Here is a 23,588-nt window from a genome sequence, read left to right on the forward strand (position 1 = left end):
TAATGTAGAAAAATGATGTTGGTAGATAGAGAGAGGTAAACTGCGATGAAAGATAATTATATTTCAAAGGAGTTCGCTGATTCACTCGTTGTGCAGACAATTGATTCAGCACAGGTGGGCGTTACCATCACGGATCCTTCCCAGTCGGATAATCCGATTATTTATTTGAACAATGGTTTTACGGAAATTACCGGATACACGAGCAGCGATACGCTCGGCCGCAACTGCCGGTTTCTGCAGAGTGATGTCGCAGCAGGCGATGCGGTCGAAGAAATGCGGCGTGGCATAAAAGAAAAGAAGCCGGTTACTGTGGAAATACTCAACCGCCGTAAAGATGGCCGCGTTTTTTGGAATGAAATATATATAGAGCCTTTGTATAGAGAAGGAAAGCTCTATTTTCTTGGCGTGCAGAAAGATATATCCAAACAAAAAGAGTATGAAGAAAACCTGGAAAAAACCCAGGAACAGGTCTCTCAGCTGTCAACGCCTATCGTTCCTATTACAGAAGAGTTCTCGGTGCTTCCTATTATTGGGGATTTATCCTATGAACGGTTTGAAACGATCCGCAATTATATATCGGAAACCTATTATTCGATGCATTACTCTTACCTGGTGCTGGATCTATCCGGTCTGGGGAAATACGATAATATGGTGGCGGATGGGCTTTTAAATCTCAATCGTCTGTTAAAAATGCTTGGAGCAAAACTTATTATTACAGGCCTTTCTCCGGAATTGTCGATTGCCTTTGTGGGAAGAAACATCAATCTAACCGATATTCAGACGGCATCGACCGTGAAAAGCATTTTAAAACAATACGATATAACCTAAAAAAGCCGAAAATCCTCTCCGGGATTTTCGGCTTTTTTTTATTAATTTTTCTTCTTTAGGTTTCCAATGCCTTCTTGGGTTTTGCCTTTGGTTTTATCTTTTTTTCCATCTGCCTGCATATCCGGATCGTTTTTTGCGTTTCCTACCTGATCTTTTACTTCACCTTTGGCTTTGTTTACTGTACTTTTTGCTTTGTCGCTGAATCCTTTTTTATCTGCCATTATGTTTCGCTCCCTTTATAAGTTAATACTCTTATATTCCTCTCCGGCCGGGAAATGAAACCGGAATTATTTAAAGGCTCGGGGAAGGGTCACAGCCGCTTTCGGGAAATAGCATCGCGGATTAAAGATAAAGCTTCCTGCGTCTGCTGTTTTCTTTTAACACAGTAATTCACATACAGGGTATCGAGCAGAGACAGCTCGGCAATTCTGGAAGCCAGTGCTTCCGAACGATATTCTGTTTCCTGCGCCACCGTATACAGGGAAATATCGGCCTGTTTTGTAAGAGGGGACTTAGCGTAGTTAGTAATAGCAATGGTCCGGGCCCCTTTGCCTTTAGCCACTTCCAAAACTTCCAATAGGTCTTTATTCGCGCCCGTGTGGGAAATGAAAAAGGCGGCATCCTTTGGCTTAAGCTGGGAAGCGGCCATCAGCTGAAGGTGGCTGTCTGTGTAAGCGAGGCTTGAAAGCCCGGTACGCATAAATTTATGCTGGCCGTCCTGCGCCGTCACTCCCGATCCTCCGTTTCCGTAGAAGTGGACCTGGCCTGCTTCAAGGAGAATAGTCAAGGCTTCCTGGAGTGTGTCTGCGGTTTGGATATCTCTTGTGTGGGCCAGCGCTGTCATATTGGACTGGAACACCTTGTTCATAATAGTCATTTCAGAATCATCTTCTTTGATATCTTCATGAATGTCTTCGATCGGTGTCACAAGCTCGGAGGCAAGCGAAATTTTCATAGCCTGATAGCCTTTGAATCCCAAATGCGTACAGAATCGAAAAACAGTAGCGTCGGCTATCTGAAGGTCATCAGACAATTGATTAATGGTGGAATGAATAATTTTTTCAGGGTTTTTTAACACGTAATCGGCAATTTTTTTCTCTTTTGCACTCATCTGCTTATAGGAAGAGTGGATGCGGTGAAATACGTGCGGAATCGATGTATCAGCCATAAACGGCTCCTTTCCGGGCGTGTCTTCTTGATAGTGTATAGCAAACATGGAAAGAAGAGAAGTTGAAAAAAGTGGAAAAAGAAAATTAGTTTCGGCTTGTATAAAATTTTATTTCTTGTATAATTAAAAAATAAGAAAAATATTTTCATTCGTGCGCAAAAATGAAACCGCTCTAATTTCTAAGGGAGGATTAAAAATGAAAGCGATTATTGGAATTGACATCGGTACGACGAGTACAAAAACTCTTGCATATGGAACAGACGGCCGTATTTTTTCGGAAATAGAAAAAGAATATCCGCTGTACTCCTCCATCCCTTCAGAAAAAGAACAGAATCCGGAAGAAGTATATTCCGCTGTCATAGAAACGATAAAAGATACCGTAACAGCTTTAAAAAAACAGGGAATAGAAGCAGCCGGGGCAGGCTTCAGCTCGGCTATGCACAATATTATGGCAGTTGATCAGAATGGAGAGCCTCTTACCAGGCTTATTACCTGGGCGGATCAGCGTTCGGTTAAGGAAACAGAGGCATTAAAAGACGGAAACGGTCATGAGATTTTTATGCGGACCGGTACGCCGATTCATCCGATGTCGCCTTTAACAAAATTAATGTGGTACCGGAAACACGAGCCTGCTCTATTTAAGCAGGCGGCAAAATGGATTTCAATTAAAGAATTTGTCTTTTACCGGCTGTTCGGCACGTACGCCATTGATTATTCGATTGCGTCTGCGACAGGACTCTTTCATCTTGAAAACCTGGATTGGGACGAGGAAGCCCTTCAAACAGCAGGAGTTACGAAAGAACAGCTATCCGCTCCAACCGCTACAAACACTATTTTTACCGGCCTCCAAGAAGGACTTCAAACAGAGCTTGGTCTTTCAGGAAAAACGCCTTTTGTTATTGGAGCAAGCGACGGAGTACTTGCCAACGTCGGTTCAGGTGCGCTTGCGCCCGGCGTAATAGCGTGCTCAATTGGAACGAGCGGGGCCGTGCGAACGGTAATTGATAAGCCCCATGTAGACCCAAAGCAGCGTATTTTCTGTTATGCGCTTGCCGAAGACAGGTGGGTGATCGGCGGACCAATTAATAATGGCGGCATTGCCCTGCGCTGGGCGCGGGATAAATTATTTCCTGATTTAAAAAAGCTGGCAGAGCAGGAAGGGAAAAATCCGTACGACGTGCTCAATGACATTATTGATTCGGTAGCCCCGGCTTCGGACGGTTTAATCTTTCTTCCTTACTTAATGGGGGAAAGGGCTCCCTTTTGGAATTCCGATACAAAAGGAATGTTCTTTGGCCTGACGCTTCACCACGGCAGGGAGCATATGCTCAGAAGCGTGATGGAAGGCGTCATGATGCAGATGTACTCGGTTGTTATCGCGTTGATGGAAGCAGGCGTCGAACCCAGGCAGTTCAGGGCAGGCGGCGGTTTTGCCCGCTCACAGACCTGGAAGCAGATGATGGCTGATATGTTTGAAACGGAGATTGTTATTCCGGAAAGCCATCAGGGCTCCTGCTACGGAGCGGCCTGGATGGCGATGGAAGCCCTTGGTATGGTGGAAAGCCTGGACAGCATTGAGCAGACCATTTCCATTGATGAAAAACAATATCCCATTAAAGAAAATGTCACAGCCTACAGAGACATTAAGCCGATTTTTTTACGGATGGCAAGAGATCTGAAAGACGAATTCAAAGCGATCTCCGAAGTACAGCGTTCCCATGCGGAAGGGAAAAGACGGCTTTCCCCTACTCGGAAAGAAGAAACACTGTAACTGTCGCGGGTTGTAAGGGAGCTCAAAAAACATATTCAACGGCTTTTTATAAAATAAAAGGGGGAAATATATTATGAAAATCGGATTAGTTGGACTAGGGAAAATGGGATTTAATATAGGAGCACAAATGCTGGAAAAACAACATGAGGTAGTAGCTTTTGATTTAAATAAAGAATTTGCAGATTCTTTTGTGAGCGAAGGCGGTACGGCGGCTGAAAGCCTGGAGAGTCTGGTGCAGCAGCTGGAAACACCGCGCGTCATCTGGGTCATGGTGCCGGCCGGGGAACCGACAGAAAAAGTACTGAATGAAACAGCGGGTTACATGGATAAGGATGATATTCTCATTGATGCCGGGAACTCGCACTACAAAGAATCAGTGGAGCGCCATAATGCATTTGCTGAACGTGGCATCCGATTTATGGATATGGGAACAAGCGGCGGTATCTCCGGCGCCCGGAATGGAGCCTGCTTCATGGTAGGCGGAGCGAAAAGCGCTTTTGACCACATTGAGCCGGTACTTGATGATCTGTCCGTACCCGATGGCTATCATTATTCAGGAGAAGGCGGCAGCGGCCACTACTTGAAAATGGTGCACAACGGTATCGAATATGGAATGATGGCAGCGATTGGAGAAGGATTTGATCTTCTTGAGAAAAGTCCATTTGACTATGATTATGAAGGGGTAGCCAAAGTATGGAACAACGGCTCTGTTATCCGCGGCTGGCTCATGGAATTAATGGAAGAAGCATTCAAAGGCGATGCGAGGCTCGATGAAATAAAAGGGGTCATGCATTCTTCCGGAGAAGGAAAATGGACCGTAGAGTCCGCGCTTGATATGGAAATGGCGGCACCCGTCATTACGATGGCTTTAATGATGAGGTACCGCTCGCAGGAAGACGATACGTTTACAGGGAAAGTCGTAGCAGCGCTGCGCCACGGATTCGGCGGCCATGCGACTGAAAAAAATACCGATAAGTAAATTGAAAAAGGCTGTTTTCCTGTAATAGGGAGCAGCCTTTTTTTCTATAGGATATGGCGGAACTGATTGGACTGTTCTTCCAACTCTTTAGCGGCCTGGATGATCGTGTGAAAGTTATCGGCGGCTTTTTTAATCTGCAGCTGTTAATATTTTTTAAATAATATGACTTAAGTTGAAAAAAGACTAAAAAATGCAAAAAAAAGAGTCTGGCTTCTAAAAGTCAGGCTTTTTAGTAAACAGCTATGTATATATAGCAGGGTTGGGATACATCAAACGAAGAATTCTACGCTTGCAGCAGGGTAAGCCGAGCAGGTATCCGAGCCCTGCATTCTGGTAATTCCCTATTTAAAGGAATTTATTTCTGGGTCGTTATTACGCTTTTGTTTTCTTTGCTTTTTTCTTGAAAAGCGGCTTTTTTTCAGCTTTTACAACAGGATTTGATTTGTTCTGCTGCTCTGCATCTTTGCCGTAAAGCTCTCTAGCTTTTGTGTACATTAGTGTCAATTAATAACCCTCCTTTTTTATCTTCTTATAAACACTTTTCCCGCTGTGTTTTTTTCGCAAACATACGATTTGTATGAGCGGAAATCTATTGGCTGAACAGCTGGTAAATAAATTGCTTATAAGGGAAAATTAAACCATTTTTGAAGCACTGTCAATAGAAGAATTTCAATAAAGTTCAGGAAATTTAGACAACTTCTCTAAAGCGCTTCTGACAGTAGATACAGCGGATTTATAAAAAGCGGAAATCTTTTTTTATAAAGAAAAACCGCTCTGTCTGAAGAGCGGTTTTTCAAGAGATCAGGAGCTGGTTTTTAATGCTCTTTTTAAAATTTTACCGGTTGCGTTTTTTGGAAGTTCTTCAATAAATTCGATGGCAGCAGGTAGCTTAAATTTAGCTAAATGCTGGCTGCAGAAACCATGGACATCCTCTGTTGTTAATTCTTTGTTTTTTGTAACAACAAAGGCTTTAATTTTTTCTCCGTATGATTCATCGGGCTCACCGAGGACTGCTGCTTCTACGATATCCGGATGCTGGTAAATAACTTCTTCTACTTCCCGGGGATACACATTGTAGCCGCCGACAATGATGAGATCTTTTTTACGGTCTACAATATAGATGTAGCCGTCCTCATCCATGCGGGCGAGGTCGCCGGTATAAAGCCAGCCGTCACGGATCGTCATGCTGGTCTCTTCCGGAAGGTTTAAATAACCCTTCATGACGTTGGGGCCTTGAACAATCAGTTCTCCGACTTCATTTCGAGGCACTTCTCTGTCTTCCGGGTCCACGACTTTATTTTGAATGCCCGGGAAGTCCACGCCGACGGATCCGGCTTTTCTTTCGCCGTGAAGCGGGTTAAAAGCCGTAACTGGAGCGCTTTCCGACAGCCCGTAGCCTTCCAGAATCGGCACATCAAATCGCTGCTGGAACCGTTTGAGAAGCTCTACCGGCATGGACGCACCGCCGGAAATACAGAGACGGATGGAAGAAAGCTCTTCTTTTCCGATATCAGGCATTTGGTTAATAAAGTTATACATTGTCGGCACCCCTGCAAACAAGGTCACCTGATGCTTCTGTATGGCTGCCACGGTCTCTTTTGGACTGAAGGCTGGCATAATGACGATAGGCACTCCTTTAATAAGAGAGGCGTTCATTGAGACGGTCATACAGAATACGTGAAACATCGGCAGCACGGCCATGGAGACATCTTTTTCTTCATACTCCATGGCATCTGCCGTAGCGAGTGCATTGGAGAGCACATTTTCATGCGTCAAAATAGCCCCTTTCGGCCGGCCGGTTGTACCTGATGTATAAAGAATAACCGCGGTATCCTCCTTTGTAAGCGTTGTGCTGCTTAATGGAGCCTGATTTTCGTCCAGCAGTGAGGGAAAAGAGATATAGTCCGGTGATGGCTCAAGGCCTTCTCCTGTCAGGATAACGTGATCCAGAGAAGAAAGTTTTGCTTTTACCTGCAGAAGCGGGTCCTTCATTTTTCCAATACCAATAATGGCTTTTGCTCCCGAGTTGGAAAGAATAAACTCAAGCTCGCTTGGTGTATACATCGGGTTCATTGGCACAACGGCTGCACCAATGCGGAGAATGCTGTAATACGAAATAACAAATTCCGGAGAGTTTCCGAGCAGCAGTGCTACACGGTCTCCTTTTTGAACACCGAGTGATTCCAGTCCACCGGCGGCCTGGTTAATGTCTTTAGCAAGAGACGAATAGGTAAAGGGCTGGTCCTGCCATATGTACGCAGTAGACTCAGCAGAGACATTGGCTGCATCCTCTAAATAATCCACAAGTGTAGTCAATAAATGAATCCTCCTTTTTGAAATAATGAATGAACAGTCATTCAATGTAAGCGATAACAAACTACTACAATAAACATAATCTTTATGGAAGAACATGTCAAGATAGGAGCACCGGTCCAAGTTGAAGTAGCGGACAAAACCTTCACATCGTAAAATATAACCCTCTTACTTTTTATGAATTTATATGAAAAAATTAACATATTAAGATAGATTTTAATTCTTTTTATAAAGAAGGAAGGAAAGGAAGTTCCTTGTATAGAAGAGGTACGTTACAACGAAGAAACTGATACATAGGTGGGATAAAATGGAAAAGCCGTATATTTTAGCATATGGAAGAGTAAGCGAAGAAGCACTGGATAAGCTCGGACAGGAATACGAAACAGTTTACTTTACGCAGGGAGAAAACCTGGAAAATGAACGTTTTCGTGAAGTAGTAAAGCAGGCAGAAGCGATTGTCGGGGTGGAACTTGAGATAAATGAACAGCTGCTCGAACATGCCCCGGCCTTAAAGGTTGTCAGCAATGTAGCAGTAGGTTACGATAACCTTGATATGAAAGCGCTGTCTAAGAAAGGGGTCGCTGGCTGCCATACGCCGGGCGTTCTTAATGATACGGTCGCAGACGCTGTATTCGGAATGGTCCTGGCATCTGCCCGAAGAATCCCCGAAATGGACCGGTTTGTAAAAGAGAACAAGTGGAATGGCGTGATGCCTGATGAAAAATTTGGCGTTGATGTGCATCATAAGAAAATAGGCATTATTGGCATGGGACGGATCGGAGAAGCAATAGCCAAGCGTGCCAGCCTCGGATTTGATATGGAGGTTCTTTATCATACCCGTTCCAAGAAGGAAAAAGCAGAAAAAGAGTACGGAGCGGTTTATCATGAATTACCAAGCCTGCTGGAACAGTCCGATTTTGTCGTGCTCATGACACCCCTGACTTCGGAAACAAAAGGGTTAATGGGAGCAGAGGAATTCAGGAAAATGAAACCAGGCTCTATTTTCATAAATGCTTCCAGAGGAGCGGTAGTGGATGAAGAGGCACTGGTTCATGCACTAAAAAATAAAGAAATCCGTGGAGCGGCCCTTGATGTGTTCCAGCAGGAACCAATTCAGCCGGATCACCCTTTTTTAACCATGGATCAGGTCATTACGCTTCCGCATCTGGGCTCGGCAACAGCAGAGAACGAAAACAATATGTCTCTGCTTGCAGCAGACAACGCCCTAAAGGTACTGAAAGGACAGACCCCGGCTTATATAATAAACCCGGAAATACAGAAAGGGAGGAATGAACATGAGTGAAAGGTTTACAGCAGAAGCAGTCAGTCCGGCCGAATGGTATGAAAAAGACGAGGAACTCGTATGGCATGCCATGCGCCCGGGAAGCAAAAAGCGTTCCTTTATTGCCTCAAAAGCAGAAGGGGCGTGGATCGAAGATATAGAGGGAAACCGTTACCTTGATGCGATGGCCGGTCTTTGGTGTGTAAATGCAGGATACGGACGCAAAGAAATAGCGGAGAGCGTGTACGAACAGTTGCTGGGCATGCCTTTCTATCCGTTGACGCAAAGCCATAAGCCGGCTATTCAGCTGGCTGAGAAGCTCAACGAGTGGCTGGGTGGGGATTATGTTATCTTTTTCTCAAACAGCGGGTCGGAAGCAAATGAAACGGCCTTTAAAATAGCCAGACAATACTTTCATCAAAAAGGGGAGGCGGCGCGCCAAACATTTATCTCGCGCTATCGTTCCTATCACGGTAATACGATGGCTACGCTTGCAGCAACCGGCCAGGCCCAGCGTAAATATAAATACGGTCCGGGTCTGCCCGGGTTTGTTCATGTGTCACCGCCGGATCATTACCGCTCGGGAATGGAAACAGAAGACCAGAGCAATGAAAAAGCAATACAGGATTTGGAAAACGTTATGAACTGGGAGCTTGGCGAAACGGTCGCCGGAGTAATCATGGAGCCTATCATTACAGGAGGAGGCGTACTTGTTCCCGGAGATACGTATATGAAACGGGTTCAGGAAACATGCCGGAAGAACGGGACCCTGTTAATCTCAGATGAAGTGATCTGCGGATTTGGCCGAACCGGTAAACCTTTTGGATTTCAGCATTTTGATGTGCAGCCGGATATCGTAACGATGGCGAAAGGCATTACAAGCGGCTATCTGCCGCTGTCCGCAACAGCTGTGAAGCGGGAAATCTATGAATCTTTTCAGGGGACAGAAGCCCATGATCATTTCCGGCATGTGAATACATTCGGAGGAAGCCCGGCATCATGCGCGGCGGCACTTGCCAACCTGGAAATTATGGAGAAAGAGCAGTTAAGCGCCCGCTCAGAAGAACTTGGAAAAGAACTGCAGGAGTCACTGCAGGAACTGCTCTCCCTTCCTCATGTAGGAGATGTCAGGGGAAGAGGGCTGCTGGCAGGAATTGAATTTGTGGAAACAAAAGAAAACAAAAAACCGTGGGAAGAAGCGAAAGTAGCGCAGATAGTAGCACGTTGCAAAGAAAAAGGGATGATTATCGGGAAAACGGCGGATACGGTAAACGGCTATAATAATATTATTACGCTTTCGCCCCCGCTAAGTCTTACCCGTGAAGACTTTGATTTTCTTGTAAAAACGTTGAAGGAAACAATTCACGAAGTTGTCACCCAATAAAAAAAGTAAATGGCTCTGTTCCACCAGATAAAATAAAATCTGGTGGTTCTTTTTTGGTTTATTGGTATAGACAACTATAACATTTAACGGTACAATTAAAGCAAGAGAATATAATAAGGAGTGAGAAAGTGAGCAGCGAATGGATTATAAAGAATGTTCGTGTCGTTAATCCGAAAGAGGATATCGATCGGGCGTTTATTCATATACAGGAGTATAAAATTACAAAGGCAGCTTCTATGGAAGAGTGGGAATTATATAAGAGCAAAATAATGGTAGAAGATGGAGCAATACTGGATTTCTCTAAAGAAAAGAACACTTTTCTAGTACCGGGTTTTGTTGATGTTCATATTCATGGAGCCAACGGCAGCGACGTAATGGATGGAACACAAACCGCGCTTAAAACGATGGCCTCTTTTCTGCCGGGGGAAGGGACAACAAGCTTTTTAGCTACGACTATGACCCAGCACCCTGACAAGATCAAACAGGCACTTGAACAGGTTGGAAGCTACGAAGCGGAAGAGCGGGCTGAAGCCGAATGCCTCGGAGCCCACGTGGAAGGTCCTTTTTTTACAAAGGAAAAAGCAGGTGCCCAGCCGGCGGGGTATCTGCGTCAGGCGGATGTTTCTCTTTTTAGAGAGTGGCAGCGGGCAGCTTCCGGAAAAGTGAAAATAGTATCGCTCGCTCCGGAGCAGGATCCGGAATTTCTGCTCACCTCTTATTTAAAAGAAACGGGAGTAGTCGCTTCCGCTGCGCATTCCAACGCAGAAGCGGCTCTTGTCCGGACGGCACAAAAGCACGGGATGTCTCATGCCACGCATTTATATAACGGGATGAGCGGCCTGCATCACAGAGACCCCGGACTGGCAGCAGAAGCTCTTCTTAATCCTGCTATCACAATAGAAATGATCGCAGACGGAGTGCACATTCACCCTGATATGGTTAAGCTTGCCTATCGATTGAAAGGTGCAGCGTCGACCCTGCTCATTACGGATTCCCTGCGCGCCAAAGGACTGCCGGACGGGAAGTACGATCTTGGAGGCCAGCAGGTAACCGTTAAAGGAAACAAACCATATTTAGACGATGGAACGATAGCCGGCAGCGTCCTGCCAATGAACGAAGCACTCAAAAACATGTTGAACTTCAGCGGCTGTTCCCTGCAGGAAGCGGTGCGGATGGCTTCCTGGAATCCAGCTGAATTAGCTGGAGTGCTCGACAGAAAAGGAAGCATTGAAGCAGGCAAAGATGCAGACTTTGTTTTGATGGATAGAGAAGGGCAGGTTTACAAAACATGGTGCAGAGGACAACTGGCCTTTCAGAAAGGAGAATGACAGTGCGTTTAATAGAAGCAATGGATTACGAAGAGATGAGTGAAACGGCTGCCCGGCTGCTGTATGAAAAAATCGCAGAAAAGCCTGATGCCGTGCTCGGTCTGGCCACAGGCGGCACCCCTGAAGAAACATACGCCGCACTCGTCCGGAAACTAAAAGCAGAACCACTAAATCTGTCCGGCCTTCAGACATTTAATCTCGATGAATATGCCGGGCTTTCCCCGGCTGACCCAAACAGTTATTATAAATATATGGAGAAAAAGTTCGTAAGTCCGCTGCAGATCAATAAAAGGCAGTGCCATATTCCAAACGGCGAAGCAGAAGATTGGGAAAAAGAGGCGGCACGCTATGAAACAATCGTACAGCAATCGGGCGGGGTGGACCTTCAGCTTTTAGGTATTGGGGAAAACGGACATATTGGTTTCAATGAGCCCGGCACTTCCTTTCATTCCACAACGCACGTCGTTACATTAGATGAAGAAACCAGAGCCGCTAATGCTAAATACTTTAAGCAGCAGGAGGATGTTCCTGAAAAAGCTATCACCATGGGAATAGGCACAATTATGAAAAGCCGCAGTATATTGTTGATCGTCTCAGGAAAAAGAAAGGCGAAAGCTCTGAATCGGCTGATGAATGGCGAGGTAACAGAAGCTTTTCCTGCTTCTGTTCTTCACAAACATCCCGATGTTACGATCATTGCCGATAAAGAAGCAGTTTCACTTCTTTCATAAGATAGAAAATGCTTGTACCACAATATGCCAGGAGGACGCCATATGATTGACAAGCAGTCTCCGCTCCCGATTTATTATCAAATTCAGGAGCTGATCCGCAAAAAAATTGAAAAGAAAGAATGGCAGACAGGCGATGTTCTGCCTTCCGAACGGATTTTTGCAGAGCAGTACGAAGTGAGCCGTATGACCGTAAGGCAGGCAGTAACAGAGCTTGTGAATGAGGGCCTGCTCCGCAGAGAAAAAGGAAGAGGAACCTTTGTTGCTGAGCAGAAATTCACCCAGACGCTGCAGGGGCTGACAAGTTTTACAGAAGATATGAAGGCGCGGGGGCTGAAGCCGAGCAGCCGTTTAATCGGCTTTACTATTAAAGAGGCTGCTGGAAAAACAGCCCGTGTGCTTGGCCTCAATGCTGGAGAAGAGGTTTACGAAATACAGCGTATACGGCTGGCAGATCAGTCGCCGATGGCCATGGAAACAACGTATATTTCAACAAAAATGGTTCCCGGCTTAACAGAAAGCATCGTTCAACATTCTATTTATGAATACGTAGAATCTGAGCTCAGTCTGGCGATTGGATATGGTGAACAATCCCTGGAAGCGGCTCTATCGATGAAAAAGGAAGCTGAACTTCTGGAGATAGAAGTAAACGATCCTATTCTGCTTATTTCAAGAATTACGTATCTTCAGGATAAAACCCCGTTTGAATATGTAAAGTCTGCCTACAGAGGAGACCGTTATAAATTCAGCATTCAAATGCCAAGAAGCGAACGAAAATAAATATTCAATACTTTTCAACATAAATCCCCTTTGTCCTGTTTTAGAAATAGGACAAAGGGGTTTTTATGCTCATAAAAATCCCGCTCTGTTTAAGAGCGGGAAATGAGCTTAAGCACTTTTGTTAGGATTCTGATTTTTAATAGCATCTGCTAAGAATTCTACATCCGTACCTACAATAACTTGTAAATTTGTTTTATCCATTTTTACTATGCCTTTGGCACCCTGGCGCTTTATTTCGGATTCATTAATTTCATCCATATTATGAATTTGCAAACGCAGTCTGGTAGCACAGTTATCTATATTTTTAATATTGTCATATCCACCTAATGCAGCTACATATCCATTAGCAAGTACATCATACTTGTCATCTCCTTTTGCGGAAACGATAGAGGTTTCTTCTGATTCTCTACCAGGCGTCTGCAAATTAAATTTAATGATAGCGAAATAGAAGATAACAAAGTAAGCAATACCGAAACATAGACCTATAAGCAGCAGCCTGATAGGTTCAGTAGCTAAACCATAACTGAGTACATAATCCAAAAAGCCGGCGGAAAAACCAAATCCGCTTAAGGTTCCGGCGGCATAGGTAATCATCATGGAAGCCGCCATAAGCAGTGCATGAATTAAGTAGAGGACTGGGGCAAGAAACATAAAAGTGAATTCAATTGGTTCTGTGATTCCAGTAAGAAATGATGCTAAAGCGAGGCCGCCAAGCATACCTGCGGTTTGAAGTCTTTTTTCCGGTTTGGCAGCAAAAACCATAGCAAGACAAGCTGCCGGAAGACCAAACATCATAACCGGGAAAAATCCAGTCATAAATATTCCTGCGGTCGGATCTCCTGCGAAGAATCGGTTCAAGTCTCCAGTAGCGCCTTCAAATGACCCAAATTCGAACCAGAAAAAACTATTTAAAACATGATGAAGGCCGATAGGTATAAGAAGTCGATTTAAAAAGCCATAAGCTCCTACTCCAATCATACCAGCGTCTATTATCATGGTCCCCAACGAATCTATACCTGCTTGTACAGGAGGCCATGCATAACCGAATATAAAAGCTAATAGAATCATCGTACCTGCTGTAATAATAGGAACAAACCGTCTTCCTCCAAAAAAGGCAAGCCACATTGGGAGTTTAATATTATAAAAACGGTTGTACATCAAGCCGGCAACAACGCCGCTTATAATTCCTCCTAAAAATGACATATCAACAGCTTCATTGATTGCTGCTGTTCCATTAGTTAAAACAAGATAACCAATGGCTCCTGCTAATCCTGCGGCACCATTATTGTCCTTGGCTAAGCCGATAGCTACTCCAATAGCAAAAATAAGAGGTAGATTATCGAATAATGCTGCCCCTGATGCAGCCATAAAAGGGATATCGAAAATATCTTCTGCCCCTAGACGAAGTAATAAAGCTGCAGCAGGCAGAGTAGCTATAGGGAGCATTAAAGCTTTTCCTATTTGTTGTAAAAATCCAAGCATATGAAACCCTCCTTAATTAATTAGATTCTTTAGTAAGGTATAAATGATTTTGAATTGCTTTTTTAAGATGGCCATTATGTTTTTTTAATAGTTTTTCAGGACCTTCACCACCCTCACCAGTAATTAATTGAACAATAGCTGCTTTTGTATTATTTTTTTGTTCTTTTAAAGCGGAGGCCGCCTCCTCTCTATTTGCTCCAGATGCATCCATCACAATAGAAAGAGCGCGCTCTTTGAGCTTTAAATTTGTAGGTTGTACATCAATCATTAAATTACTGTAAACTTTACCAATCTTTATCATAGAAACAGTAGAAAGCATATTTAAAGCAAGTTTTTGGGCAGTTCCTGCTTTCATTCTGGTGGAGCCGGTAATTACTTCAGGGCCAACACAAAGCTCGATTGTGTGGGAAGCTGCAGATGCCATGGGAGAACCAGAAGAACAGACAAGAGCTATTGTGAAAGCTCCTTTGCTGTTTGCTGTCTCTATAGACCCTAAAGTATAAGGTGTGCGTCCACTGGCTGCTATACCGACGACCACATCGTCTGCTGTTATGTTTACAGATAAAATATCTGAACGTCCGGCTTCTTTGTTATCTTCAGCATCTTCTAAAGTATTTTTTAAAGCTGCTTCTCCTCCTGCCAGTATCCCGATCACCTGCGCTGAATCTACTCCATATGTGGGCGGGCATTCAGAAGCATCCAGGAGTCCTAGTTTTCCACTTGTTCCAGCTCCTATGTATATAAGCCTTCCTCCTTTTTCAAAGGCTTCTGTGATCTTTTCTACTGCAATTACAACAGCAGGAAGCGCCCTGGAAATCGTCAATGGCACAATTGCGTCTTCTTCATTAATAATGGACAGCATTTCATGAGTGGACTTTTCATCTATATCCAGTGTCTTTGGATTTCTGTTTTCCGTTTTAATAGAATGAATATTGAACATTAGTATTCTCCTTTTCTATAGGAATTTAATAAAAATTTACCACCTTAAAGTATAGATATCTATACCAATGTTAGATTATCTCTTAAGTTAAATATATTTGAAGACATTTCTTTTTACAAAATAGCGCTTACATAAATATAGCATCATATAGTATAGATGTCTATACCAAAAAAACTATCTTATTTTATCTGAAAGCCGGTTTATATAATAGAAGAAACTGAAAAAAAGAGAAGAAATAAATAAAAAGAAATAAACGCAAACGGTTGCGTTGAAGACTCGTTCTTTCTATAATGTTCTTCATGAGCTAAAAAACGAGGGAATATTGAAGAAAGAATAAGGGGGATTTATGAAAGACACTAGTTTTGCTATACATCCAGACCATCAACAGACAGCAGAAGCAGTAAATTTTCAGGATATCGGTAATGTGAACACCGTTTCCAAAAGCGAGGGTGTAGTAAGCCTTATATGCGAACATGGTTATGTGAGAATCAGCTTTCCAGCACCAGGTATAGCCAGGGTGAAAATGCACCCTAAAGCAATGCCGGATGATTCAAGTACGGCAGCGGTTACAGGACAGGAACCCCTGCAGGAGATATCCGTTCAGGATATGGAGGAGGTCCTCGCCGTTCGGACGGAAGAACTCCGCCTGTCTATTTCCAAATTTCCCTGCCGGATTACAATTTACGATAAAGACGGGGGGCAGATTACAGACGAACAGCAGGAAGGAATGGCGTTTTCTTCAAGAGGAGAAGTCCGTGTTAGTAAAACCATGGAGCCGGAAGACCATTTCTACGGTTTTGGTGAAAAAACCGGCTTTCTGGAAAAGCGCGGGGAAAAAATGAGAATGTGGAATACAGATGTATTTGCGCCTCATAACCCTGAAATAGATGCGCTTTACCAATCTATCCCTTACTTTATGTCTATCCGGAAAGGGAAAGCATACGGCTTTTATTTGGATAATACATTTCAGACGGAATTTGATTTGAAGACTTCTTATGAGACGTATTCTATTTCAGCAGACGGAGGAGCGCTGGATTATTACATTTTAGCAGGCCCGCAGCCTAAAGATGTGATCCGCCAGTATACCTCGCTTACCGGCAGAATGGAGCTCCCGCCCAAATGGGCGCTGGGCTATCACCAGTCCCGATACAGCTACCGGAGTGAAGCAGAAGTACGTGAGCTGGTGGAAGCATTTAAACGAAAGAATATTCCTCTGGATGCCGTTCATCTGGATATTCATTATATGGATGAGTACCGTGTATTTACGTTTGATGAAGAAAAATTTCCGAATCCGGAAAAGCTCGTTCAGGATTTAAAAGCAGAAGGAATTAAAATTGTGCCGATTGTAGATCCGGGAGTAAAGCGTGATGAAACGTACCTGCCTTATCAGGAAGGAATGGAGAATAACCATTTCAGTGCCTATCCGGATGGATCGGTCTATTACGGAGATGTATGGCCTGGTGAAAGTGCCTTTCCTGATTTTTTCCGCGAAAAAACAAGAAAATGGTGGGAAGGGCAGCAGGCCTACTATACAGATATGGGAATAGAAGGCGTTTGGAACGATATGAATGAGCCCGCGGTGTTTAATGAGAAAAAGACGATGGATAACGACGTTTTTCATGAAGAGAATGGAACGTATAAGACACACCGGGAGCTTCATAATGTTTATGGCCTTCATATGGGCCAGGCAAGTTTTGAAGGGCTGAAGAACAAGCTTGATGGAAAACGGCCGTTTGTTCTCACGAGAGCAGGGTTTGCCGGGATTCAGCGCTATGCAGCAGTGTGGACCGGAGACAATAGAAGCTTCTGGGAGCACCTGCAGATGGCTGTACCAATGACCCTTAATCTCGGAGTATCCGGTGTTCCTTTTGCCGGAAACGACGTAGGCGGCTTTGCTCATGATACGAGCGCAGAGCTGTTAACAAGGTGGACCCAGCTTGGAACGTTCACGCCATTTTTCCGTAATCACAGCAACATTGGCACCGTGTTTCAGGAACCGTGGGCTTTTGGTGAAGAAACAGAAGAAATTATTAAAAAGTATATTGAACTCCGCCATAAATGGATGCCGCATTTGTACGACCTATTTCAGGAAGCCACTGAAACCGGTATGCCCGTGATGAGACCGATGATGATGCATTATGCGGATGATCCAAACACGCTGAAGCTGCACGATCAGTTTATGATAGGTGAAGACGTTCTGGTAGCACCGGTTACTCAATCAGCTGCCAAGCACCGGATAGTTTATCTGCCGGAAGGAACATGGTATAACTATTGGAATGACCAGGAGAGTCATCAAGGCGGCCAATACATTATGGCGGCAGCTGATTTGGATACCCTTCCTATTTTTATCAAAGAAAACAGTGTGGTGCTTGAAGGTAATGTGAAACAAAATGCAGACGCAGAAAATGACAGCCTGACGGTACATGCATATCTCGGGGAAGAAGGAAATCTGCAAAAACGTATTTATGAAGACGACGGGGAAACGCTCAATCATCAAAAAGAAGCGTATTTCTCACAAAGTATTCACATTTCTCGGAAAAGCGACGTTATTTCTATAGAAGAAAATGAAATTCATTCAGGCTATGTGCCTGGCTGGACGTCTAAAACGTATGTATTTCATCAAGTCCCTGAAGAAACAGAGATATATGTAAACGGCATAAAGCAGAAACCCGCATATGATAAAGCACGGTTTCGTGCATCTGTATAAGAAAATATCCCAGTCGCGTTTAAGCGGCTGGGATATTAATTTTTTAGTGAAGTATAGGCCATAAGGATGAAGTATTTAATATTTCTAAATATTACACTACGATTACACTGTAATTTTGGTAAAATTTAGGATGTAAAAAGTAAAATGCGATAAAGTCAGGTGTTACGGACATATTGTTACACTGTTTACCCCGTTTTTTTACTGATTAAACATTTCACTGTACTATTTTTTTTTACAGTTGTATCACAAAGGTCCAAAAAAGGTTGAGGAATAACGTCACGGGCTCTATAATTCAGAGTGTTGATAAGAAAACAAAGACAAGTGAAAAAAACATACAGTACTAAAAAAAATATCAGGGGGTGACTTTTCGTCTAAAGAACAGCATATACTTTATAGCGATAAGATATACATAGAATGATTTAAAGTAATGAAAGTACAGTAATATCTTCTGTGGAAAAAATCGATAAAGGATTCATGCGCCGTTCTATATACCTTATACATGTACAGGGTATAAATAGACGAAAATCAATTATGAAAAAATATCTAGTAGGTTCAGCATTCGCAGCAGCAGCACTATTCGCAGTACCAAACGTATCTGACGCAGCATCCATCGACGGCCACGGCAGCCTGAACAGTGGAGACGTTAACTCTTCTGTTAATGCTCTGCAGGAAGAATTAAAAGCGCAGGGTTATTTCAACGGCTCTACCGGTTCTACTTTCGGACCAAGAACATTAAGTGCAGTAAAAGCATACCAGCTTGATAAAGGCATTTCCTCTTCAGCAGGAAGCTTTTACGGAGTAGTAGGACCACAGACAATTCAGTCTTTGAACGGATCCGGCAGCTCATCCAACACATCTTCAAACACGTCTTCTAATACAACAACAGCTTCCAGCAGCTCTTCTGAAACGAAGGTTGCCGGCGCATCTACGACACAGGCCAGCAGTGGTGTTGTTTCTGCAGCCAGACAGCATATGGGTACCCCGTATGTATGGGGCGGAACTTCTACAAGTGGTTTTGACTGCAGCGGATTCTTACAGTATTCCTTTAAGCAGGCAGGAAAAGATATTCCACGTACAGTTTCCCAAATGTACAGCGCAAGCACTAAAGTATCCAACCCAAGCGTTGGAGACATCGTATTCTTTGATACAAGAGGCGGTCCTTCCCACGCAGGTATCTACATTGGTAACAATCAGTTTATCCACTCCGGTTCTTCTACAGGAGTAGCTATTGCAGATATGGACAGCTCTTACTGGGCTCCACGTTACATCGGCGCCGGACGCATGTAATTCAATCATCCTAAACAGCCTCTTCCTCTAGGAAGGGCTGTTTTTTTTACGCAGTTACAACGGGTGTATCGTCTTTCTTTCTTATAATGTATAATAGTGAATGAAACCTATTCGACGATTCATTGCAAAGGAAAGTGAATAATGAATATACAATCTGTACAGACCCAGCTTGCAAGTTATATAGGGAGACTGTTAAGGAATCATTTTGGCAAAGGACCCGGCTCCGTCTTTGTGTCAGTGAAAAATCCTTTTATCACTATTTATTTAAAAGATTTTATAACACCTGTAGAGCAGGTGCTGATTAACCAGGATAAGCAAACCAATGTTGAGAAAACCCGGGATTACCTTATGGCGGAATTAATTCCGGAAATAAAAGAGTACCTTAGTGAAAATGCAGGATTTTCTATAGAAGAAGTGTATTACGACTGGTCCCTGGATACGAAATCAGGGATGATTCTGGGTGTGCTTTCCGAAGGGAAAGCTTCGAAAGATAAAACATGGGAAATGTATCCCGGAAAAGAAAAGGTTCATAAAGAAATCATCAGAATGAGTCGTCATGCCGAGAAAACGCCTGTGTACGTGGACTCGTTTTACTTGAATGAGCGGACGCTTGTTATTATGCGTACCGGTATTCTAGTAAGAATTGAAAAAGAACTAATCAAAGCAGGATTTGAAGAAGAGTTAAAAATCACCAAACGCCCGCTGGAAAAAAATCTGATTCGTAAAACGCAGCTGGAAGAAATTCTGCCGGCTGCAGTTGAAAATATTTTCCTGGACTGGGATTTTGCTGAAGATATCAGTTTTATCGTGATTATTTTAAATCCCAATAAATAAAAGGCCGGAAAAAGGACGGATAGGAAGCCGGCCTTTGTGCCGGGAACAACAGAAATTTCTGTTGTTCCCGGCTTTTTTAGTGGTTTTTTACAGGATAGACTATAAAATAAAGTCTTCTTATCCGATCATATTGATGTGTTATGATGGTATCAGTTAATTTGGAGAGGAATCCAACGTGTATGAAAGACTATAAAATAGGAATCGATATAGGCGGCACAAAAATTCTGGGCATATTAGTAGATGCAGAATATAAAGTAATTAGAGAATGCCAATACCCTACATTTCAGGAGAACAAGGCCCTGGATTGGAAGCAGGCTCTCTATATGGCATTGGATTATCTTTCCTGCAAACTGGAAAACACAGGCAGGATTCGGCATATTTCTATTGCCTGTGCGGGGTTGATTGATACTGAAAGGGGTACCATTGTGTATTCACAGAGCCTGAATGTTTATCAGCTCAAGCTCGCTGAGGAATTGTCAGCGGCTTTTTCCATTCCGGTCTCTCTTCATAATGATGCAGATGCGGCAGCTTATGCAGAAGCTGCTTTTTATCAGGCAGAATCACTTCTTTATATTTCTGTAGGGACGAGTATCGGCTCAGGGCTGATCGTAAATGGGAAATTGTTTAAAGGAGCGGAAGGTATGGCCGGGGAACTGGGCCATTTTCCTGTAGAACAGGAAGGAAGGCTCTGTGCCTGTGGAAATAAAGGCTGTGTAAGAGCGTATGCTTCTGGAAAAGCAATAGAACAGGAAGCAGGGCAGTGGCAGCAGAAGCATCAGCAGCCGGCTTTTTTCATGCCGCAGATTTTATCAGCAGCAGAACAGGGACACCCATATTACGAAAAGCTTCTAAAGGCAGCGGCTTCCCGGCTTGCCCAGGCAGCAGCGGGGGCCGTTCATTTATTAAATCCTTCCATGGTTGTCTTTGGGGGAGGGCTTATGGAAAACAGCCCGCTATATTTTGAGTACACAAAAAAAGCTGTCCATGCGGGTCTTCTTCCCCGTTTTTCTGACAAACTGAAAATCGAAAACAGCTTCGGGAAGGAAAAGAGTGCTGCGCTGGGAAGTGTTTACTTAGTATAAAAAAATAGATAAATGATGAAAAGTCATACTGCTATGTATGGAAAAACAACCAGAATTTATGTAGAATGATAAAAGATAATGGAAAGGGGCGCTCAGCCTATGTCATCGATATTACAAAAACAGCTGAAGGATGCATTAAATGATGCCGTTGAAAAGCAGCAGTTTCACTTAGCGGAGCAGGCCGTCACTCATTTAAAAAACCTTGCGCAGCTGGAGGCTTTTATTGAAGGAAAGCCCGCCGCAGAAAGTTATTCCGTTCAACAGCCGTCGGCAGCTGTTAATCAGGGAATGGTAGATCTTCTTGCCCCGGTTTCAGAATCTGAACGGTCCCGCGATAATGGATTAACTTCTCTCCGGAATACATCCTCCTCTAAAAGAGATATGCTGCTGTTATATTATATAGAAGAAGAGGATTTGATTAAATTTAAAAAATCCCCACAGACTTACGCTGTAAGCGTTGATTTCTTTCGTTCATTTCTGAACCATTTAATAGAATGGAAAAACAAATCACCCTTTTCTTCCAAAGACTACTACGAAGCTTTTGGAGGGAAACTGAGTGAAAAGTCAACGTATCAAACATCCACATTGAGGCAGTTTATTACCCTTTTATTCAGGTATTGTGTCAGACTCGGACTGCTCGAAAAGCCGGAAATTCATCAAAGAAGCCGATACGTGGTTTCAGATGACAGCGATGTTGAGAAAACCATACAATACATTAAAAGCGAAAAAATGCTTCAATTATAATAAAAAGGCTGATTTTGTAAAGAATCCATCGGATTCTCTGCAAAATCAGCCTTTTTTTGTGCAGCAAACGTGAAATAATCAAGAGTATTGTATGGGGGTACTTTTATCTCTCCGATGGCTGAATTTACTCATAAGACGTGCAAATAGCAAAACGAAAGTCGCATATATAAACTTTTATTAAAAATAAGAATAGGTAATTAATCATGTTTATGTTACATATGGTCGTTTTATTGTTACAAAAATGGGTCTTACGTTACAGTTGTGTAACAAAACAGGAAATAGTATTGTGAGTTCTTTCCCTATCATCATATAATTCAAACATACTAAAACAAATAATATAAAAAACAAGGAGGTGTACGTTCGTTTCACTCTCACTACATAACAATAAACATGTCGTTGGAAAACATAAAATTATTTATCATACATATAGCTTTATACATAGAACAATTAATAAACCCTGTTCTAACGACATACTTACATAACGAGAGATAAACGGCGTCTACAACAATTATGAAAAAATACTTTATCAGCGGTGCACTTGCAACAGCGATTCTATTCACTCCATCCATGGCGGATGCAGCCCTTGGAGACCAGACCCTTCGTTCCGGAATGAAGCATTCTGATGTATCCGAACTGCAGACATGGTTGAACAGTAAGGGATTCAATGCAGGCTCTGTAGACGGTTCTTTCGGCCCGAGAACGAGAAGTGCGCTCATCTCGTTCCAAAGAAGTGCAAACATTTCTGCTGATGGTATTGCAGGTAACCAGACATTCGGAAAAATGAACCTTAGATCTTCCGGTTCCTCTTCTTCCTCGTCTAACTCTTCTTCCAACACGACTGTTAAATCTGCTTCAACCGGCAGCAGCGAATTTTCCCGCACGCTCCGCCAGGGAAGCCGCGGCAATGACGTAAGAGCACTTCAAAGCGCTTTGAACAGTAAAGGGTTCAGTGCCGGTACCGCAGACGGAGTATTTGGTGCCCGTACTGCAAGTGCGCTCCGCTCTTTCCAGTCCGCTGCAAGAATTGGTGTAGATGGTGTCGCAGGACCGAACACGTTTGCTGCGCTTAGAGGAAATGTGCGTGCTTCTTCCAATAATTCATCGGCAGGCAGTTCCACTGCCGCTCCGGCAAAAGTAGCAGGAGCTTCTACTACTGCTTCTACAAGCGGAGTCGTAAACACGGCAAGAAAATATATTGGTACTCCATATGTATGGGGCGGCACGACGACTAGAGGATTTGACTGCAGCGGCTATATTCAATTTGTTCTTCGCCAGCACGGAGTAAACACTCCCCGTACAGTAGCACAGATGTACAGCGCAGCTTCAAGAGTGTCCAGTCCATCCGTAGGTGATATTGTTTTCTACGATACTAGAGGAGGCCCTACTCACGCCGGAATCTACATTGGTAATAATCAATTCATCCATGCAGGGGCTTCAACAGGAGTAGCTGTGGCAAGCATGAATAACAGCTACTGGTCTCAGCGTTACATTGGCGCAGGACGTCTTTAATACAGCAATATGAATAAACAGCCGGCTGCGTATCTGCGCAGCCGGCTGTTTTTATCGTTCTGTTGTAAGCCACTTTAAAAAAGATGAAAGATTTTCCCGTAAATCTTTTTTCCCGTCAATTTGCCGGCCGATTATTACTCCAAGTGCTAAAAGAAGCGTAACAAGCAATGCTTCTCCAAATCCCCAAAGCAGAAAAACAATACCTGCGATAACAGCAGATAAAAGGCCAATGATTCTTCCTCTGTAGGGCAGAATCATTTCAAGGAAAGTGGGGTGATTTTGCATAATCTCCTCCGTTCTACCAATGGATGCGGTTCGAAATATATATTCTTGTTTTATATACTATCTCCCATATTCCACATTTTGAAACGCTCTGGAAGGAAGTATATTCTAAAGAAAAAGGATTACAACTTTATAAAAAAGGGAAAGCTTGTATCATAAC

The 23,588-nt window shown here is 43.4% G+C and carries 21 protein-coding genes; 14 read left to right on the forward strand and 7 right to left on the reverse strand.

Annotated elements, in window-relative coordinates; all coding sequences use genetic code 11:
- The first annotated feature begins 45 nt into the window (after positions 1-45).
- Positions 46-828 carry a YtvA family blue-light photoreceptor gene (gene ytvA, locus AC5W14_RS10950; RefSeq protein WP_496194393.1) on the forward strand — a complete coding sequence of 261 codons (783 nt, stop codon included), beginning with the start codon at positions 46-48 and terminating at the stop codon, positions 826-828.
- A gap of 41 nt (positions 829-869) precedes the next feature.
- Here ytvA and AC5W14_RS10955 read toward each other — a convergent pair whose 3' ends face one another.
- Both AC5W14_RS10955 and AC5W14_RS10960 read right to left on the reverse strand, forming a co-directional pair.
- Entirely contained in the window at positions 870-1,049 is a 180-nt protein-coding gene (locus AC5W14_RS10955) for a CsbD family protein (protein ID WP_496057878.1), read from the reverse strand.
- Between the two features lie 89 nt (positions 1,050-1,138).
- On the reverse strand, positions 1,139-1,996 hold the full coding sequence (locus AC5W14_RS10960) for a MurR/RpiR family transcriptional regulator (RefSeq protein ID WP_496194394.1): 858 nt from the start codon (positions 1,994-1,996) through the stop codon (positions 1,139-1,141).
- Between the two features lie 196 nt (positions 1,997-2,192).
- On the opposite strand from AC5W14_RS10960, the gene AC5W14_RS10965 reads away from it, so the two are divergent.
- Both AC5W14_RS10965 and gnd read left to right on the forward strand, forming a co-directional pair.
- A complete protein-coding gene (locus AC5W14_RS10965; protein ID WP_496194395.1) occupies positions 2,193-3,767 on the forward strand; it encodes a gluconokinase in 1,575 nt (524 codons plus the stop codon).
- A 73-nt stretch (positions 3,768-3,840) separates the two neighbouring features.
- Positions 3,841-4,746, forward strand: coding sequence for a phosphogluconate dehydrogenase (NAD(+)-dependent, decarboxylating) (gnd, locus tag AC5W14_RS10970; RefSeq protein WP_496194396.1), 906 nt, complete (start codon positions 3,841-3,843; stop codon positions 4,744-4,746).
- Positions 4,747-5,118: 372 nt separating this feature from the next.
- On the opposite strand, the gene AC5W14_RS10975 is transcribed toward gnd, so the two are convergent.
- Together AC5W14_RS10975 and AC5W14_RS10980 are read right to left on the reverse strand one after the other, a co-directional pair.
- Complete coding sequence (locus AC5W14_RS10975; RefSeq protein WP_496058225.1) at positions 5,119-5,250, reverse strand: hypothetical protein; 132 nt, start codon at positions 5,248-5,250, stop codon at positions 5,119-5,121.
- Between the two features lie 297 nt (positions 5,251-5,547).
- Positions 5,548-7,158, reverse strand: coding sequence for a long-chain-fatty-acid--CoA ligase (locus AC5W14_RS10980; RefSeq protein ID WP_496194397.1), 1,611 nt, complete (start codon positions 7,156-7,158; stop codon positions 5,548-5,550).
- 208 nt (positions 7,159-7,366) lie between these two features.
- Here AC5W14_RS10980 and AC5W14_RS10985 point away from each other — a divergent pair, with 208 nt between their 5' ends.
- The 5 genes from AC5W14_RS10985 to AC5W14_RS11005 all read left to right on the forward strand — a co-directional run bounded on the left by AC5W14_RS10985 (position 7,367) and on the right by AC5W14_RS11005 (position 12,561).
- Positions 7,367-8,362, forward strand: coding sequence for a 2-hydroxyacid dehydrogenase (locus AC5W14_RS10985; RefSeq protein ID WP_496194398.1), 996 nt, complete (start codon positions 7,367-7,369; stop codon positions 8,360-8,362).
- The gene (locus AC5W14_RS10990; RefSeq protein ID WP_496194399.1) at positions 8,355-9,725 is read left to right on the forward strand and encodes an aspartate aminotransferase family protein; all 1,371 of its coding nucleotides are present in this window, start codon (positions 8,355-8,357) and stop codon (positions 9,723-9,725) included. Before AC5W14_RS10985 ends, AC5W14_RS10990 begins: the two co-directional genes overlap by 8 nt.
- Positions 9,726-9,853: 128 nt before the next feature.
- Positions 9,854-11,053, forward strand: coding sequence for an N-acetylglucosamine-6-phosphate deacetylase (nagA, locus tag AC5W14_RS10995; RefSeq protein WP_496194400.1), 1,200 nt, complete (start codon positions 9,854-9,856; stop codon positions 11,051-11,053).
- Positions 11,054-11,055: 2 nt separating this feature from the next.
- The gene (gene nagB, locus AC5W14_RS11000; RefSeq protein WP_496194484.1) at positions 11,056-11,784 is read left to right on the forward strand and encodes a glucosamine-6-phosphate deaminase; all 729 of its coding nucleotides are present in this window, start codon (positions 11,056-11,058) and stop codon (positions 11,782-11,784) included.
- Between the two features lie 42 nt (positions 11,785-11,826).
- Positions 11,827-12,561: a GntR family transcriptional regulator gene (locus tag AC5W14_RS11005; protein ID WP_496057865.1), complete on the forward strand. Its 735-nt coding sequence runs from the start codon at positions 11,827-11,829 to the stop codon at positions 12,559-12,561.
- 108 nt (positions 12,562-12,669) lie between these two features.
- On the opposite strand, the gene nagE is transcribed toward AC5W14_RS11005, so the two are convergent.
- Both nagE and murQ read right to left on the reverse strand, forming a co-directional pair.
- Positions 12,670-14,043: an N-acetylglucosamine-specific PTS transporter subunit IIBC gene (gene nagE / locus AC5W14_RS11010; protein ID WP_496194401.1), complete on the reverse strand. Its 1,374-nt coding sequence runs from the start codon at positions 14,041-14,043 to the stop codon at positions 12,670-12,672.
- A gap of 16 nt (positions 14,044-14,059) precedes the next feature.
- On the reverse strand, positions 14,060-14,983 hold the full coding sequence (murQ, locus tag AC5W14_RS11015) for an N-acetylmuramic acid 6-phosphate etherase (RefSeq protein ID WP_496194402.1): 924 nt from the start codon (positions 14,981-14,983) through the stop codon (positions 14,060-14,062).
- Positions 14,984-15,329: 346 nt separating this feature from the next.
- Here murQ and AC5W14_RS11020 point away from each other — a divergent pair, with 346 nt between their 5' ends.
- The 6 genes from AC5W14_RS11020 (at position 15,330) to AC5W14_RS11045 (ending at position 23,146) form a co-directional block, all read left to right on the forward strand.
- Positions 15,330-17,690 (forward strand): glycoside hydrolase family 31 protein, encoded by a 2,361-nt coding sequence (locus tag AC5W14_RS11020; protein ID WP_496194403.1) that lies wholly within the window; start codon positions 15,330-15,332, stop codon positions 17,688-17,690.
- Positions 17,691-18,221: 531 nt separating this feature from the next.
- Positions 18,222-18,977, forward strand: coding sequence for a C40 family peptidase (locus AC5W14_RS11025; protein WP_496194404.1), 756 nt, complete (start codon positions 18,222-18,224; stop codon positions 18,975-18,977).
- A gap of 141 nt (positions 18,978-19,118) precedes the next feature.
- Positions 19,119-19,811 (forward strand): Na-translocating system protein MpsC family protein, encoded by a 693-nt coding sequence (locus AC5W14_RS11030; RefSeq protein WP_496057860.1) that lies wholly within the window; start codon positions 19,119-19,121, stop codon positions 19,809-19,811.
- A gap of 179 nt (positions 19,812-19,990) precedes the next feature.
- On the forward strand, positions 19,991-20,893 hold the full coding sequence (locus AC5W14_RS11035) for an ROK family protein (protein ID WP_496194405.1): 903 nt from the start codon (positions 19,991-19,993) through the stop codon (positions 20,891-20,893).
- 99 nt (positions 20,894-20,992) lie between these two features.
- The gene (locus AC5W14_RS11040) at positions 20,993-21,637 is read left to right on the forward strand and encodes a hypothetical protein (RefSeq protein ID WP_496194406.1); all 645 of its coding nucleotides are present in this window, start codon (positions 20,993-20,995) and stop codon (positions 21,635-21,637) included.
- 510 nt (positions 21,638-22,147) lie between these two features.
- A complete protein-coding gene (locus AC5W14_RS11045; protein ID WP_496194407.1) occupies positions 22,148-23,146 on the forward strand; it encodes a C40 family peptidase in 999 nt (332 codons plus the stop codon).
- 51 nt (positions 23,147-23,197) lie between these two features.
- On the opposite strand, the gene AC5W14_RS11050 is transcribed toward AC5W14_RS11045, so the two are convergent.
- Positions 23,198-23,431, reverse strand: a complete 234-nt coding sequence (locus tag AC5W14_RS11050; protein WP_496194408.1) for a DUF2273 domain-containing protein — start codon at positions 23,429-23,431, stop codon at positions 23,198-23,200.
- Positions 23,432-23,588: the final 157 nt, after the last annotated feature.

The organism is Sinobaca sp. TMA16-18 (assembly GCF_059510535.1).